This window comes from Caldivirga sp. MU80 (assembly GCF_001663375.1).
Classification (GTDB): Archaea; Thermoproteota; Thermoprotei; order Thermoproteales; family Thermocladiaceae; genus Caldivirga.
Genome location: NZ_LCTF01000017.1, coordinates 1 through 16386, shown reverse-complemented (window position 1 = coordinate 16386; position 16386 = coordinate 1). Strand labels below are relative to the sequence as shown.

Genomic DNA, 16386 nt, shown 5'->3' with positions numbered 1-16386 from the left:
ATCACCCCTGGCTCTCCCTAATCCTGGGGTCTATGTAGTATATAAGTATCTCCAGTATGAACACCAGCACTATGTACAGCAGCGTACTCATGTATGTATCAGCGAGTATCACAGGCATGTCAGGAGTAGGCACACCCACAATGGCTATGTTGAGGACGTAACCCAAACCCCACCATTGGAACACAGCCTCAGTTAATAGGAACCCACCAAATATTATGAAGGGTATGGATATGAAGATGCTGGTTAATATGGCCGGCATCGCTGGCCTCATTATGTACCTACTCACAATTTGACCCTGAGGAAGACCCTTAACCCTGGCGAAGGTTACGTAATCCTCCCTAATTATGTTCAACACCACCGATCTGGCGAAGTAGGCCCACCCACCAATGTTAACTATGAATACCGTTAACATTGGGAGGACCATGTGGTAGAGGAGGCTGGCAAGTATCTTAGGGTTAATGAAAGCCTTAGCTGTGTCGTAAAGCCACACGTTGTAGTACTGGGGGTCAACTATGCCGCCGTAGGGGAAGACTATGGGTGAGTGGATTAGTCTCAGGTAAACGGCGAAGACAAGTATCATTAATATTCCAACCCACCATTGGGGTATACCGCTATCAACAGCACCGTAGTAAGTTATAGCCCTATCGTACAGTGAACCATACTTTAAGGCCGCTCTCAACCCCAATTCAATACCTATCAATGCACTCAGCAGTATGCCTAATGTGTCAAGGATTATTGTCCCAGGTAATGCAGACATGATTATTGAAACCACGCTACCACTTGGGACACCATAGGCATCTGGGTAGTATGAGAAACCCCAATTAAACGACAGTATGTTGAATAACACGTAGAAGACCCTGATGTAGACAGGTTTATTTAAACCATAGGCATTCTCAAGTTGCTTAATTATAGTCTGCTTCAACTGCTCAGCCTGGGCGGGTGTCATGGGGTGGTGAAGCATTATCGTAGTCACCATTTCACTGGTCTCCCTCTGGATAGTATCCTTAAGGACCTGCGATGCCGGGCCTGATAACACAGCAGCTATCACTATTAAAACCACTAGCAGTATTACAGTTAGGTTAATTATCCTTAAAGCTATTCCACGTAGCATACTCATACTGACACCTAGATAAGGATGAATTTTTAAGTTTTTTCAATAATTATTAAAAAGTAAAATGAAGATTTTAACCTCTTAGTGAATTAATTCAGTCATTAACTGCTGACTGTTATGGAGGCGGTGTACTGTGATGGTATCGGCACCACGCTTGTACTGTAAAGCACAATGAGTGTGTATGTACCTGGCGTTAGCGTTGAGGTTACTGATGCTGGGATGGTGAAGCTGATAAATCCACTAAAGCCCACGGCGGTACCGTTGTAGGCACCACTAAATACGATAACACCACTTGGCGATATTAAGTAAACGCGAGCCTCAGGTATACCAACTGGGTTATATGCAGTTATATTAAACGTCGCAGGTTGACCGATGGTTATTGACGTTGGCGTCAGCAACGTAACCTTGGGCACCAGGTTACCTCCTGGTGGTAGTGTAGTCACGCCAAGCCTAACGTATATCTGCCTGAACCAGTAGGTATAGTTGTATGGGTAACCACTCCAACGCACAAGTGTAGCCGACTGAGGCGTCACGGTTACAATGTTCTTGAGTATGTATGGCCCATTGCTGATGAATAGGTTACCGTAGGTGTTGTAGAAGTTTAAGGCATCCTCATAAGCCTCAGTAACCATACTGCTGTTTAGGAAGTTGTAACCATTTATAATGGCCCATGAGCCATTATCCCAAACGTAACCGGTACTAAGCCAATTCTTAATGACACTGGCTAGGTATGCATTGTCACTTGGGCTCCTCAAGTCAAGCTGCGGGATGTTAAGTGACTGAGCCTCACCACTGCTGAACGCATACTTACCCTGGGCGAAGGCGTATAGCTGAACCGCCTGGATAACCCACGGATTGGCGAAGGTTGGGAAACCTGGGGCATAGAATGAAGCAACGAAGTTGGGGTCTGGGAACCAGTAGTCACCGTAAATAACCACCGTGCCATTGGGGAAGAACTGCATACCCACAATGGTAGGTACAAGGGATGATAGCGCGGAGCCTATATCACTTAGCGCTGAGACGTGGGGTCCAAGGTCTGGTACGGAGGCTCCGGTTGTGGTCGCGTATAGGTCGAACCACGTGTAGTAGTAGAATATGATGTCAGCCATGGTTATGGGTTGCCCATCCTGCCAGTACTGGCCAATCCAAGTACCGTTAAAGTACAGGTACACCACAGCCTTAGCGTACTGACCTGGCCCAACATCAACCCACTTATCCAATGTAGCATTCCAAATGACTGCATTAGGCGGCACTGGGAATATTGCTGAACCATTGGGGCTTAACTCCACGTACCAACCACCCCTAAGCGGCATTGGCTCACCGCTGAATGGGTTGGCACCGGCGAATGGATCCCCAACCCAACCCTGCAACACATCAACATCATATAGCCAAACCTGGACGTACCAGTTGTAGGTGTTCCAATCCTGAACAGTCACGTGAAGCATACCGACCTTCAGCGTGTCTGGGTGGAGCGTTGAGTAGGCGAACTTAGTGCCGAGAGGCCATTCAAGGCCGAAGATGCTGGGCATGTAATTATTCACACTGCTTAACACTGGGTATGGGAATGAGTTAGCCACCTGCCAAACCCTAACAGCCTGCTGGAAGCAGTCGAATAGCGTGATCTTTGAAATGTTCTCAAACTGGGCCATTGACGTGAAGTTGCCTATGGCCACCTGGTAGGTTAAAGAATCAATGGTTGAGTTCGTGTATTGCCAGTAACCTGAAATACCCCAACCAGGCATGTCAGTGGTCCATGATGCGCAGAAAGCTGCACCAGCGCCGGTATCCCATGACTCAGGGGTGATGGACCAACCCTCAGTGTATATCTGCCACTCCATATTGGCTGGGTTTGAGGAGTACACTAACGGTATAGCGGTCTTACCTGGACCATATTCAGTCTGTACCGTGAAGCCCAGGCTCTCTAAGGCGCTGGCAAAGGCATTACCCATAGCCATCCTATACGGGTCATCATTCCTAATGAAGAACAGTATAGTCACGGGCTTGGGTGTCGTGGAGTTTGGCGGTATGTAGTACCACTGGTGGTTAATATAAAGTATCCTATGCTTCCAGACAGGGTCTGTTGCATTGATCTGCTGGAATAGGGCAAATATGGATGCATTGACGTAGGCTGGGTCATAATGAATATTATATTTAACTATCTCTGGAAGTATGAGCAGGTAGCTGTATATGCCGAAGACGTAAGGCCAAGCTATCATGGGCGTGGCGAAGCCGTGGAACACCTGGTTAACAGCATATGAATGGTCAACCAGGTAATTCATTAGGAACCTGAACTGCCAGTAGGCGAATGGGTTGAACGTGGTGTTGCTGGGGTATGGGTTGAAGAGCAGGTCATCAGCACCGGTGACGGCTGGTGAAACCAATGAAACACCTGGTATGGTGGTTAGCGTTTGGAATATGTTTGACGGTATTGCAAATGGGTTAAGGAACAGGTCAATCTGGTCAGTCTGAAGGTACTGGGGTACTAGACTGGGCTGAACCTCCATTACCTGAACAGTCTGAGCCATGGGTATTGGGGTAACCGTAGTAGTTGCTACTGAGGTCGTAGTAACAGTTGTTGCTGTCGTTGTTACTGCGGTTGTTGTTGCGGTGGTTGTTGTTACTGCTGTTGTTGTTACTGTTGTTGCTGTTGATGTTGTCACTGTTGTTGCAGTGGTTGTGACAGCGGTAGTGGTCGTTGTTACCGTTGTCGCCGTTGAAACAGTCACAGTTTTTGTAGGTGGGTGGGTAACGTAGTAACCAACCAAACCACCAGCCACAGCCACAACAACCACAGCCACCACCACAGCAGCCAAAACACCCCTAGATATCCCTAGGTTTTGATTGTATCCCATAAGCCTAATCAGTGAGTGAATCCTTTTTAAATTTTACCACATTAATCTTTATCCACTACCTCTTACCTCTAGTGCTAATGCTTGATTCCAGCAGCATCAAGTAGCCTATGATAATTAATGCTACTGAAAATATGAATGATGCGGTCATTATTAACCAAAGCGGTAGGTAGTACGCAGGTCTCCTTAATAGGTATACACTTACGTATAGGCTTGGTGAACTGCAGTTAATTGCAATGCCTAGCACTTGGCCGTAGGTTAATATGGTTGTGTTTAACGGCGTTACACTAATGTTATACTCCTGCGGTATTGTTATGTTTGTTTGAGGTATATGTTGGTTGATTAAAAGGTTCAAGGCAGCGGCTTCATTACCGGTATTGTTAAGGATGAGTAAAACATCGCCCCTGACATTAACGCTATAGTTACCCTCACAGCTTCTATTAACGATAATTGGACTTAACGAGTACTGGTTAAACATTAGAATCACGGCTAATGCAACAGCCAAGAGGCCTAACGCAAATCCAACACCGATGTACCTATTTAACCTCAGCACCTTACCCGCAGCGGTTAAATGCTTTTTAATTTATTTAAAGGCTCAGTGGCATTATCTTAAGGATGGAATATGGCAAACCCTATAAGCAGCCCGGATCGGTTCCCGTAGCCGTGGAGTTCGTGATCATTACCGCCCAGTGGGAGGTGGGTATTGGGTTGGTTAGGCATTACTGCAGGGCTTTGATTAATCGGGGCTTTAGGTGCAGGCTAATGATGATTAATGAAGATAACGCTAAGGATCTGCTCATTAGGTATGGTGTTAGGGAGGGTGTTGTTAAAATACCCCTAATACTGATGATTAATGACGGAGAGGTGAGAGTGATATCGATAGATGATTTAAGGGAATTCACCAGGGGATGAGCCTAGTTTTTGTGATTACCCATATGGATTGAGCAATGAGTTTATTGAGTTTGCGTTTCTTAAGCTTAATTGGTTACCCCGAGTTTCCGAGATCCATGGTGGCTGAGAACCCTAGGTGACGGGTGGGGAGTACTGATTTGAGTAAGCTTAAGGAAACCGCCAAGAAGCAAGCGAATAAAACCACCACCCGCAGAGAGGCAGCAATTACCCAGCCGCCCCTCTTCATCGTAGTTTACGGAAAAGTATTAAAGGGGGTAGGGGTAATGCTACTTGAGGGTAGTCCCCCCAGAGACCTGCGTTGGCAGGCCAGTGAAGGGGGTGGGGTTACCCGGCCAATTACGTGGATTTACCTTAACGTAGCTTATTTTATACTTGAGCGAAAGGCTTATAAATGGGTAAAGTTTTAATTAGGTGGAAAGGAGGTTGCCATGGGCGTTTCACAGGGGGATTCTAACCAGCAGGATGAAAACAGAAGGGAGTTGATAATCCAGAAGTTTAGGCTCTTTAGGAGGGAGGGTAATAACCTAGAGTTCATTGACCAGAGCAGTGGTGAGAAGTTAAGGTGCCCAATATGCGGCAACACCGTGTTCATTGAGGATGCGGAGCGAGGCCAGATAGTCTGCGCCTCATGCGGATACGTGCTAATGGAGCACATTTTGGATACAGGGCCTGAGTGGAGGGCCTTCACACCTGAGGAGAAGGAGGATAGGGCCAGGACAGGTGGACCCCTTGAGAGGGCCACTAGTGAGGAGCTTGTAACTAGGATTGAAACCACGCTTAAATCACCTGACCTGAAGAAGAAGCTTGAGATTCTTAAGTATAAGAAGTGGCAGCAGAGGATTAGGGTACAGACAAGCTACGAGAGGAACCTAGTCCAGGCCACCCATGAGCTTAACAGGATTGCCCACCAACTCGGTGTGCCTAAGTCATGCATAGATGAGGCCCTGGCCGTGTATAAGCAGGTCCTTAAGAGCGGGTTGGTTAAGGGTAGGAGCGTTGAGGCTATTATAGCGGCCTGCCTACACATGGCCTGCAGGATGCAGGGCATGCCCAGGAGCCTTGATGAAATATCCCAGTACACTAGGGCTCCTAGGAAGGAGATAGCTAGGTGTTTTAGGCTAATAGCCAGGGAGCTTAGGATTAAGCTACCTTTAAGTGACCCAAGGCAGTACGTGCCTAAGATAGTTGAGCAGCTTAAGTTACCTGGCGACATAGCTAAGGAGGCTATTAGGGTCCTTGAGGAGGCTAAGGATAAGGGGTTAACCGCAGGCAAGGACCCGGCCGGCCTAGCCGCTGCCGCCGTCTACATAGCGTCACTGCTTAAGGGTGAGGTCAGGACACAGAAGGAGATTGCCCAGGCGGCCCAGGTCACAGAGGTCACGGTTAGGAATAGGTATAAGGAGTTGGCTAAGGAGTTAAACATAAAGATACCCATCAAGTAACCGGGTAATGAAGATTCCCGGCGTTGAGTACAGGACACTGTGTAAATACTGCAACCTAAGCAATGAACTGCTCATAGCCGAGGAGGGCGGTTTCAGGGTATACGCCTACGATGAACCGTTCAACAACGGCCACTTGGTCATAGTCCCAAAGAGGCATGTACCCCTCACTGAGTTAAGCACCAGTGAGCTCTACCATGCGCTTAAACTGGTTAGGAGGGCTGAGGCGGTTTTGAGGAGGGTTTATAATCCACATGGGTTGAACGTTGGATTAGTCACCTACCCACATGCAGCATTTCACGTGGTGCCTAGGTGGAATGGTGACGTGAGCTTCATTAAGGTCTTCTTTAATGCTAAGCCAATACCCGAGACGCCGATGGAGTACGCTAGGCGCATAAGAAATGCCTGGGAACAGGCTTAAGCCGTGTATTCGGGTATTGATTCGTATATTACCAGGACCTTCTCATAGTCGCTGGTTAGGTTTCTGAAATCACCCAGCTGCCTCACCTCAACCAACTCATTAATCCTCCTTATCTCGAAAACCTTAAGCAGCAACCCCCTATTTAGGTTACTTGGCTCAACACCCGGGTTAACCCTAAGGATCCTAATCCCCAGGTTACCCCTCCTGAAGCTGAGGGTCTCATCAGACTTACTCATAAGCAGTTGAATACCCAGGATCAGGGGGGATACTGAGGATAATGGCCTAATTGCCTTAACCCCAGACTCCTTAATGGCATTAATGTACGGGTCTACTAGTTCCCAATCCAGCAACTGGTCATACACTATGGATATACTTCCACCTGATGAAGTAACCTTACTGGCTATGAAAACCACCTGGTCAGGCCTAGTACCCTCAAGTGGTAGTGAGGCGCATGTGCACTTGGTGTACTCTAGGAATGACTTAGGTACGTGGCTTGTGTAGTAGACTATTGCAGATGCCCTAATGGTCCTGTAGACCCTGAAGCTCATCATGCTTGGCACACCCACACCCACGTCAACCAGGTAGACGCCACTTTCAACCTGCTCCTCAATTATGCTTATGTTGCTTGGTATCAACCTGTACAGGTACCTCCTCCCCCTTGAGACGTCCAGTATAGTCTCAACTACACCCTTAGCCTTAAGTTCACTTAAGGCACCCCTAACAGCCCTTTGGCTGAGGCCCGTGTTCTCAACTATGTCGTTGAAGGTCACGTAGGGTCTCCCATTGATCATGCTCTCGAACTGAAGGTAACTCACTATTATCCTGGCCGATGGCGACAGGTCCATAAGCCTATAGGGTAGTTCAATATTCCTTCTTTCACTAGACACAGTGCGGAGTATTAACGAACCCTATTAAACATTATTTAGCAGCTAAAAATGGGTGAATTACCTACAGTGAAACCTCCAGCCTTGGGTAACTTCACACCTTCCCCATCCAATTCATCCCTTGCCGGGTTTACCTTATTCTTTGAACTTGCAGATCCCCGTCCACGGGTGAAGATGCGGTATTAAGCCATAGGCGGGGTTAATAGTCCATGAGCCTCCGATATGACCCCCTTCCCGCCTTTTGGGCGGGGTTTCACCGTGGGGGTCTCGGGCGTTACCCCCTCTTTGGGGGTTAATGGCTTCGTCTCGGGGTGGTGATGAATGGTGGGGTATCGCCCCACCGGCTCATCTAACGTAGGGAAACCCCCTCTCGGGGGCACCACCCCGAGTACCGAAAACCCATGCAAAACTGGGATTAATAAACCTATCGCTATGAAACCCACGCAGTGGGGTAACCCCGCCCTAAAGGGCGAGACTTGTCATGTCCCTGTCAATATGCAGCGTTGGGCGGCAATGCCTTGCTAATGGGGAACCGCCGGTAAGTCGTAGGTCGGTTTAAAAACTAGGCTGCCTGAAGGTAGTAAGTGAAGGTTGGGTATGCTGGTAATGAGGTTGGGTGGATGGTTTACGATAAGGTCTTTGAGGTGGCTAAGGTAATCGGTAGTTTGGGTATTAGTCAAGATAACTACACTGACTTGGACTATTACCCACCTGTGGATGTTGACCTTGAGCTCCAGGTCATGTACTTCATGGCTATGGTGTCCATAGACCACAGGCTTAATGTACCCGGCCACCAATTCAAGTCGATGATCAATGGCAAGGTTTACGTGGGTTCAGACCTCCTTTGGAGATTTGGTGTTGAGAAGCTGAGGAGTGATGCATCCTTCTTCACCCCAAGGTCGCTGGCTGGGTTGAAGCCCAGTGACGTTAAGGATTGGCTTGGTGACGTGTGGGATTACGGTGTAAGGGCATTCCTACTCTCTGACCTAGGCCGTAAGGTGTTGTCGTTTTTCAACGGCTCGGCACTAAGCCTACTGAAATCCACAGGTGGTAGACTTCTTGGATCTGGGGGATTCACGGACATGATGAGGGTTTTCACGGCCTACACGGACCCAGTTGAGAAGAAGACCTTCCTACTGGCCAAGTTCCTGCATGGTAGGGGGTTAATCAGGTTCATTGATGTTGATGACGCCCAGGTTGCGGTTGACAACCACCTAACCAGGTTAGCCCTCAGACTTGGGTTAGTTGAACTGGAGCAGAGGTACCACGACATGGTTACTGGTGGTGTGCCATTCACGCCCAGTGAGGATGTTAACCTCAGGGGCTTGGTTAGGGATGCTTGGAAGTTGGTCTCCGTGAATGCTGGGGTTAACCCCTTCGCCCTTGACGATTACCTATGGAGGCTGGGTAGGTCTGTGTGTATTCAGGATACCCCAAAATGCTCAGCATGCCCCTTAAGAGGCGTGTGCAATGCATACGAGAAGGGGGTTTTCATCAACGAGCATCAGTTTTACCCAACCTACTGGTACTAGCCGACTCCAGCTAGGTTGCTCAGTAGTGAGACAACAGTCCTTAAGTCGTCGAGGGTCACGTCACCCATGACCCCTATCCTTATGCTCCTCTCCCTAATGCGCCACATGCCACCACTTATCACGTAGCCATTCTGCCTTAGGTAATCCACTACCTTACCGGGGTTAATTGGACTGTAGAAGGCCGTCACCGTCCTGCTGGCGTAACCTAGGTTGAGTGGCACTGGTTTGAAGCCCAGCTTACCCAGCTCACCGTAGAGGAACCTAACCTTCTCCTCATGAAGCTTAACATACCTCTCAAGCCCAACCTCATCGAGAATGTACCTTAGCGACTCTCTCAGAGCGTAAAGCACATTGATAGGTGGGGTGTAGGGTGTCTCAAGCCTGGCGCTGTACTTTAAGTAATTACCCAGGTCCATTGATGGTGGCTTCGGGTAACTAATAATCAATCCAGGGTCCTTGAAGGCCACAATTGAGCCGCCGGGTGGAGCCAGTAGCGCCTTATGGGTTGCCGTGGCCACTACATCAGCCCCCTCACCCACTGGTTCAGCCGGTACACCTGATACACTGTCGATGAGGATTAAACCCCCATTATCGTGAATTAGCCTAGCTACCTCATCAATGCACCTATTAGCAACCCCCATGCTGGTTTCATTATGAACCATGGCCAAGGCCCTAGCCTTAACATTAAACTCATCAATGTGGTCGCACAGCGATTCACCAGGCTCAACATAAACCCTCTTAACAACAGCACCCCTTGACTCCACTGATTGGGCTAGCCTCTCCCCGAATTCACCGTTAATCGGCACCAGTACCTCATCGCCGGGTTTAATGAAGTTGTACACCATTACATCAACGGCGAATGTACCAGTGCCCGGCAGTATGCTCACCGTATACCCTCTGAACACCCTACCCAACTGGTTAACTACATCACTGTACAGTTCACTAAACTCCCTACCCCTGTGGAACATCGGCTGCTTGGCGTAGGCATCAATAACCCTCCTCGGCAATTGAACTGGACCTGGGGTTAGGTACTTAACCATGGTTCCTCACCCTCTCAAGCGCATCCTGAATATTAGCCACCAACTCCTCAACAATCCTCCCCTGGGCCTCCACGGTCTCAGCCCCTATGTGGGGCGTCACTATGACCTTTGGGTGCTGTATCAACTTAAACTCCCAATCCTCCCTGGGGGGTTCATGCTCAAGTACATCAAGCCCTACGCCCCATAGCCTATCCAGGTGGTTGAGCAGGGCCCTGGTGTCTATGACCTCACCCCTACTCGTGTTCACTATCATCGCACCATCCTTAATCAACCTGAGCCTATCATCATTAACCATGTGGTACGTGTCCTTAGTTAGGGCTACGTGGAGGGTGATCACATCGCTGAGCTCCAGGAGCTCACTGAGGCTAACCAGCTTAACGCCAAGTTCATTAGCGTACCTTGATACATCAATAATGTCGGTGGCCAACACCCTCATGCCAAGCGCCTCCGCATACCTCGCAACAGCCCTACCTATCCTGCCAAAGCCCACTATACCAAGCGTCTTACCCCTAAGCTCAACCCCCTCGTAGGTGCCCTTACTCCACTTACCGTTTTTAACGTCAAATATGTGGAGGTGCACATTCCTAGCCAGCATGAGCATTAGGGTTAGTGTTAACTCAGCCGCCGAGTAAGTGGCTGCGTTAGGTGAATTGATAATCACGAGGCCCCTCTTTAAGGCGTACTCAACGTCTATATTATCGAGGCCAACCCCCGCCCTGGCTATTATCTTGAGTGAAGTACCCCTATCAATAACCTCCCTATCCACCTTAGTCCTACTCCTAACCACAAGTATGTGGTAACCATCAATTAACTTCAGGAGTTCGTCACGTTGTATACCGGGCTTGTAGTCAATAACCATACCCATGCTGCGGAGCCTATTCAACAGTTTTTCATCGACCTTATCCGTCACCAGTACCTTAAGTTGGATTCCGGATTCCCAACCCATTCCAGCTTATCCATAGAGGGGTCACCCCACTATATTTTTAAACATTACCCAGGTCCAAAACTAACATACAGATAAGTAAGCTATATAGTGGCACTTAATTCATGCACAACACAATGGGAAAGATGAACACCTCTAAGGGGTGGTGTTAAAGGCCATTGGGGAGGTGCCTTAGATTGATGAGTATGGTAGTGAGTTTATGAAACTCATGTACTCCCTATTGCGTATTATTGATGAGTAAGCCTCGGTTAGGTTCCTTGATGATGGGACTATGTCGCTTAGGTACCTCACAACCCACTTAACTATGTTCCTAAACGTGGCGTCGTAGTCACCCCTATAAATGTAGAATAGCTCAGTTGGTGTTGGTTTAAGTTCACCAACGGTGATTACCCCATCAGCTAAGCCCCTTAGTTTAACGTAATTAACATACCCTATAGTAACCACTATTGAGTCACTTGGGTAATCCCTGGGCTTATCCAGCGTTTCAACTGCCTGCCTATGAAGCTTAATCCACCTCTCAAGCTCAATACCAGTTACAGTTGACCTAGCGGTTAAGGCAACCATATCAACCGCTATCTTGCTTATCCTCCTCTGGTCATTAAGACTTGGGCCGCTTGAAACCAGGTTAACCCATGGGTACTCCCTGTAAAGCGTCAGTATTAGGTCTATTAACGGGGAGTGGGTTACCAGCCACGCGTTACCTAGGCTACCCCTCAGGAACTCGACCACCGCACCCTTACCTGACGATAAGGCTAACTTAACTACTATGCCCAGCAACTCCCTAGGTATGGGTATGGCCACGTTCTCAAACCTACCCTTAACCAGTAATGCTGATACAACCCTACTTACCGAGGCGACATGCGTCTCTGTGGATGGTGAAGAAACGGCTAAGAGCATTAAAAGCTAGGTTAGGTACCCTTTAATTAACCTATGTTCATGACTAAAGAACGGCAAGCATCGCCCTTCAAGGTGGGGTTACCTCACTACGTGGAGTTTCATGGAGATATTCCACTGAGGTTTTCAAAAAACCGTAGTGGGGGTAACTATCAAGACCCCAGGGTGAAACCCCACTCCCTAGAAGGGGCAGGGAAGGGGTCATTAAAACACCAGTAACCCTACCCAAGGTAAGCATCCTAATAAGGGGGACTAACGGGAATTGGCATAGTAGGGCTAACAAGCACCCCTACATTGATGGACCGTGGCCAAGCCGTAAACACTTATAAAACCCAACTTAGTTAAGTTAGGTATATGGGAGGTAAGAAGAAGCCGACCATATCCCAATTAGCCAAGAAGGAGGCTAAGGAGAAGGAGCAGGTTGAAAAGAAGGGTAAGGGGAAGGGTAAGGCAGCTGAGGAAGCTGTAAAGAAGGTGGTGGCCACTGTGCCGGCTGAACTTTATGATCAGATAACTAAGGATATTAAGGATATGGATTACGTAACCACCTACATCATATCGTCTAAGTATGGACTTAAGATGGGTGCAGCCACCAGGGTTCTGAATGACCTAGCTAAGAAGGGGGAGTTAGTACTTGTGTCTAAGGGGCATAGGATGAGCGTCTATACCTCTGTGGAGAGGGCCAGGAAGCTTGGTTTAATCCAGTAACGGTAAAGGTAAAAATATTATTTTGAAAAACACTATATTTGATTCATTATAATTAATGTACGTTAAACGGCCTTATACTTACCTTCAGCCACCTTCTGGACCCTACCCTCCTTAGCTAGTCTGGTTAATTGAGCCTTAACTACGTTAAGTCTCTGTTCACCAACTGCCTTAGCTATATCCTCAACGGCCAATTCCTTACCCCTATTCTGGGTTAGGTAGTCTAATATCTTCTTCTTTATTCCATCTGACATACCAGGGATAAATCCAAGTCAGCTACTTTTATAGGTTTCCGCAATACAGGCTGCGTGTATTCAGCAAATTCCGTTTAATTCGGGTATTACTTAGGTGCCTATACTCGATAGTGGCAACGTCAGTGGCCGTAATATTTAGTCTCTTTTTACAATACAGACCCCAAGAATAAAGCATGCTCATGGTTATTTTAATGACATATATCACGTATATAATGATTAAAAGAGGTCCTAATAACAGTAATATTGAAGTTAAACTCGCCCCCTCTAGAGGTGAGGTTACCTGCTGCGTAGGGTTCGGAGCGGTACATTATGTTTTATTTTTAGATTCCTAGTAGCTCCTTAAAGGGTAAATTCTAAGGCCCTGAGGAAACTTCACTACTTAAGGCAGAGAGGTATGACCCCCTCCTCGCCTTGATGAGTGGGGTTTCACCCTGGGGGTCTCGGCAGTTACCCCGCTTATTGCGGGGTTATTGAATAACCCAATGGGGCTGGTTTTCATAAACCCATCTCCGTGGAACCCTACAGAATAGCGCAACCCCACCCTAAAGAGCGAGACTTGTCGTTTGTTTTGTCATGGGGGCCCAAGTCAGCACTAAGGGGCTTACTGAACACCTTAGCAAGACTGAAGTTTAAAAGCAACCTCCATGAAACCCTACTATAGGGCGAGGGTTTGGCGGTTTATTAGGAAAACCTAAGTAAAGTAATTAAATGCGGTTGGTGTTAAGGTTAACTGAATGATTAGTGTAGTTAAGAGGTTTGGTGGGATTGAGGTATCGTGCTGCGGACGCCATATTCTAGTTGACCCAACCCGTAGATTCCCCTCAGGTAACTATGATGCAGTGCTCATTACGCATGGCCACAGTGACCACTACACGAGCCACATATCAAAGGCCAGGAGGGTCATTATGAGTGGTGAAACCTTGAGGATTCTCAGGGAATTCAGAGGGGTGAGACTTGGGGCTAATGTAACCGTCGCCCACCCCAATAGGCCAATAATCTTCGACCACTTCAGTGTGGTACCGCTTAACGCTGGTCATGTCATGGGTAGCCTAATGTACCTACTGGAGTTTAGGGATGGTTCAGTGCTGGTGACGGGCGACATGAATGTTGAGGATAGTGTTCTGCTTAAGGGGGCAGAACCCTACCCAGACGCGGATGTACTGGTCATGGAAAGCACCTACGGTGACCCAAGCTTCCAATTCGAACCACGCGGTGAGGTGTATAACGAGATACTGGACCTGGTGGATAGGGTTAGGGGTAAGGGGCTTAGGCTTGTCCTCTCAGGCTTTGCCCTCGGTAAGGGCCAAGAATTATACGCATTACTCAGGAACAGCGGGATCGACGTATCAATGGACACTAACGTTGACTCGCTAAACAGGATACTCCTAGGCGTGGGCAACCGTAACGATGGCGACGTGATGGTGGCTGATTTACCACCGAGGGTTAAGTTGAACGGCGACTCAGTGGTGGCTATGGTGACTGGGGGAGCGCCTGGGGGGTGGTTGAGGAGTAAGGTGCACATAAGGTTGAGTAACCACAGTGACTTTAATGGCTTGGTGGAGTTCGCCATTAATTCCAGGGCTAGGAGGATATACACTGTCTACGGCTATAGTGAGAGGTTGGCAAGGCACCTTAGGCTTGAGTATGGCTTAAGCTCCTACCCAATACCCGACAACACGTTAATTTAGCAGTGGGTTAACCGACTGTTAGATGCTAGTCGAATTCATCCCCCATTTCAAGGAGGTTATCCAGTAGCTGTTTGCGGTAATCCTCATCAACCTCCTCCCCTGAATTACCCTTATTCTCAACTATAGGTACCTTGGTGCGCTTACCCTCATTAACAACGCTCTTCTCTACGAAGGACTTCCTATCCTTCTTAGCAACCTTCTCCTCATAACCACACCTAGGGCACCTTAGGTACGTTGTACCTCCCTTCTTCACCGGAACCATTGCGGTTCCACACTTTGGACAGAACTTCATAACCTAAGTTATCACAGCTTATTAATAAACGCTTCGGTAGTTAAAAAAGCCATTCCATTAAACTTAATCCAGTATTTAATAACATGCACCCTTAGACATTACATGGATATGAAGCGGCATCGCCGTGCAGCTAACTGTACTAATATCTATTGCGTCATTTTGCATGAATTCATTTAAATGTGGCCAACAACAATGAATATGAGCATATATGTAAATATTTTTCAATGGTCTCTGCCTCGTAGTAATTTTTATAAATTGAGCTAGTTATATATCGGGCAACAGATATGGCTGGTTATGATGCATTGCGCGTACCAAATCATATTGGGATAATACCAGATGGTAATAGGAGGTGGGCCGTGGCTCATGGTGTTGACATATACACCGCATATCTAATCGGATCTGATAAGGTTGAGGATGTTTTAGAGTGGGCCCTTGATAACAATATCCAAACAGTCACCGTGTATGTACTATCCTACGAGAATTTCATTAATAGGAGTGAGATTGAGAAGAAGATACTTTACGAGCTACTCATTAGGAAGCTTAAGAAGGCTAGGGAGGACCCCAGGATACATGATAATAAGGTTAAGGTCACCTTGATAGGCCGCTGGAGAAGCCTACCACCTTATGTTGTTGATGAGGCTATTAAAACGATGACAGCCACTGAGTCGTACAACTCACACTTCCTCAACCTAGCTGTTGTATATGGCGGCTACCAATCAATCGTGGACATGGTGAACATGGCCATTATGAAGGTGGGTAAGTTAATTAAGGACGAGGAATTAGTCAAATTATTACCGACTGGTTTCCTACCAAAACCCTTCATAGACTTGGTCATTAGGACAGGTGGCGAAAGAAGACTAAGTAACTTCTTCCCGCTGGAGTCTATATACGCTGAACTGTACTTCCTTGACAAGTATTGGCCAGACTTCAGTAGGGAGGATTTCCAAGAAGCCTTAAGGTACTACGCTAGTGTTGAGAGGAAATTCGGAAGGTAATTCATCTTTCACCAATTAACTTAAGCCGTGCGTGAAATTTTTACGTCTCCTTTAAGGTCCTTAACGCTGCAATACCTTAATCACACTACCCTCCTTTTCTCAAGTATCTTATCTATGAGTGTTAGGGATTCCCCATCATGCTCAATGATCTGCTTAGCTGGTGGTAGCTCAAAGTAATTGCTTATCCTCGATGCTACCCTCTCCCCATAAGTTGGTACAAATTCATTCTGGTAGAATATGCCTATGGGTATTTCCTCATCCATGGGTTTCCTAGCCCTCTCAATAGCCTTAACCAATTTTTCATCTGCTTCCTTTGGGTCTTTTACCACTGGGTCCCATTTTTCATCCTCTAGTTTTCTTATCCTCTTCTCGTACCATTCCTTAGTGTTTATGTCATTGTATGTTGGGCATGGTTGCAATACGTCTA

17 protein-coding genes and 1 pseudogene are annotated in these 16386 nt (G+C 47.5%); 8 read left to right on the top strand and 10 right to left on the bottom strand.

All coding sequences use genetic code 11. The annotated features are described in order from the left end of the window. Position 1: 1 nt before the first annotated feature. The 3 genes from AAX04_RS06180 to AAX04_RS06170 form a co-directional block, all read right to left on the bottom strand. On the bottom strand, positions 2 to 1117 hold the full coding sequence (locus tag AAX04_RS06180) for an ABC transporter permease (RefSeq protein WP_066795641.1): 1116 nt from the start codon (positions 1115 to 1117) through the stop codon (positions 2 to 4). Positions 1118 to 1212: 95 nt separating this feature from the next. Beyond that, on the bottom strand, positions 1213 to 3963 hold the full coding sequence (locus AAX04_RS06175; RefSeq protein ID WP_066795638.1) for an ABC transporter substrate-binding protein: 2751 nt from the start codon (positions 3961 to 3963) through the stop codon (positions 1213 to 1215). Positions 3964 to 4018: 55 nt separating this feature from the next. After that, positions 4019 to 4513, bottom strand: coding sequence for a hypothetical protein (locus AAX04_RS06170; protein ID WP_066795636.1), 495 nt, complete (start codon positions 4511 to 4513; stop codon positions 4019 to 4021). 110 nt (positions 4514 to 4623) lie between these two features. Between AAX04_RS06170 and AAX04_RS06165 the strand changes: the two genes are divergently transcribed. From AAX04_RS06165 to AAX04_RS06155, 4 genes are all read left to right on the top strand, one after another. Further along, complete coding sequence (locus AAX04_RS06165) at positions 4624 to 4872, top strand: hypothetical protein (RefSeq protein ID WP_156519725.1); 249 nt, start codon at positions 4624 to 4626, stop codon at positions 4870 to 4872. A gap of 137 nt (positions 4873 to 5009) precedes the next feature. Beyond that, positions 5010 to 5279: a hypothetical protein gene (locus AAX04_RS11900; RefSeq protein ID WP_156519724.1), complete on the top strand. Its 270-nt coding sequence runs from the start codon at positions 5010 to 5012 to the stop codon at positions 5277 to 5279. A 21-nt stretch (positions 5280 to 5300) separates the two neighbouring features. Continuing rightward, positions 5301 to 6314 (top strand): transcription initiation factor IIB, encoded by a 1014-nt coding sequence (locus AAX04_RS06160; protein WP_066795631.1) that lies wholly within the window; start codon positions 5301 to 5303, stop codon positions 6312 to 6314. 7 nt (positions 6315 to 6321) lie between these two features. Further along, positions 6322 to 6732 carry an HIT family protein gene (locus tag AAX04_RS06155; protein WP_066795628.1) on the top strand — a complete coding sequence of 137 codons (411 nt, stop codon included), beginning with the start codon at positions 6322 to 6324 and terminating at the stop codon, positions 6730 to 6732. Here AAX04_RS06155 and AAX04_RS06150 read toward each other — a convergent pair. After that, complete coding sequence (locus AAX04_RS06150) at positions 6729 to 7619, bottom strand: hypothetical protein (RefSeq protein ID WP_066795625.1); 891 nt, start codon at positions 7617 to 7619, stop codon at positions 6729 to 6731. The two genes, AAX04_RS06155 and AAX04_RS06150, sit on opposite strands and share 4 nt — an antisense overlap. A 581-nt stretch (positions 7620 to 8200) precedes the next feature. On the opposite strand from AAX04_RS06150, the gene AAX04_RS06145 reads away from it, so the two are divergent. Continuing rightward, positions 8201 to 9148, top strand: a complete 948-nt coding sequence (locus tag AAX04_RS06145) for a hypothetical protein (protein WP_084761226.1) — start codon at positions 8201 to 8203, stop codon at positions 9146 to 9148. Here the strand turns inward: AAX04_RS06145 and AAX04_RS06140 are convergent. The 3 genes from AAX04_RS06140 to AAX04_RS06130 all read right to left on the bottom strand — a co-directional run bounded on the left by AAX04_RS06140 (position 9145) and on the right by AAX04_RS06130 (position 12028). After that, positions 9145 to 10188: an alanine--glyoxylate aminotransferase family protein gene (locus AAX04_RS06140; RefSeq protein ID WP_066795622.1), complete on the bottom strand. Its 1044-nt coding sequence runs from the start codon at positions 10186 to 10188 to the stop codon at positions 9145 to 9147. The genes AAX04_RS06145 and AAX04_RS06140 overlap by 4 nt on opposite strands. After that, positions 10181 to 11134, bottom strand: coding sequence for a D-2-hydroxyacid dehydrogenase (locus tag AAX04_RS06135; RefSeq protein ID WP_066795619.1), 954 nt, complete (start codon positions 11132 to 11134; stop codon positions 10181 to 10183). Before AAX04_RS06135 ends, AAX04_RS06140 begins: the two co-directional genes overlap by 8 nt. A 168-nt stretch (positions 11135 to 11302) precedes the next feature. Then, complete coding sequence (locus tag AAX04_RS06130) at positions 11303 to 12028, bottom strand: hypothetical protein (protein ID WP_066795616.1); 726 nt, start codon at positions 12026 to 12028, stop codon at positions 11303 to 11305. A gap of 351 nt (positions 12029 to 12379) precedes the next feature. Between AAX04_RS06130 and AAX04_RS06120 the strand changes: the two genes are divergently transcribed. Continuing rightward, on the top strand, positions 12380 to 12733 hold the full coding sequence (locus AAX04_RS06120) for a 30S ribosomal protein S25e (protein WP_066795611.1): 354 nt from the start codon (positions 12380 to 12382) through the stop codon (positions 12731 to 12733). 62 nt (positions 12734 to 12795) lie between these two features. On the opposite strand, the gene AAX04_RS06115 is transcribed toward AAX04_RS06120, so the two are convergent. Continuing rightward, positions 12796 to 12984, bottom strand: a complete 189-nt coding sequence (locus AAX04_RS06115; protein ID WP_066795610.1) for a TrmB family transcriptional regulator — start codon at positions 12982 to 12984, stop codon at positions 12796 to 12798. 734 nt (positions 12985 to 13718) lie between these two features. Between AAX04_RS06115 and AAX04_RS06110 the strand changes: the two genes are divergently transcribed. Then, entirely contained in the window at positions 13719 to 14672 is a 954-nt protein-coding gene (locus AAX04_RS06110) for an MBL fold metallo-hydrolase (protein ID WP_066795607.1), read from the top strand. A gap of 25 nt (positions 14673 to 14697) precedes the next feature. On the opposite strand, the gene AAX04_RS06105 is transcribed toward AAX04_RS06110, so the two are convergent. Then, entirely contained in the window at positions 14698 to 14964 is a 267-nt protein-coding gene (locus AAX04_RS06105; protein WP_066795605.1) for a zf-TFIIB domain-containing protein, read from the bottom strand. Between the two features lie 302 nt (positions 14965 to 15266). Here AAX04_RS06105 and uppS point away from each other — a divergent pair, with 302 nt between their 5' ends. Then, complete coding sequence (gene uppS, locus AAX04_RS06100) at positions 15267 to 15959, top strand: polyprenyl diphosphate synthase (protein ID WP_238377818.1); 693 nt, start codon at positions 15267 to 15269, stop codon at positions 15957 to 15959. 80 nt (positions 15960 to 16039) lie between these two features. On the opposite strand, the pseudogene AAX04_RS06095 reads toward uppS, so the two are convergent. Beyond that, positions 16040 to 16386: pseudogene (locus AAX04_RS06095) on the bottom strand (2-oxoacid:ferredoxin oxidoreductase subunit beta); the annotation flags it as partial.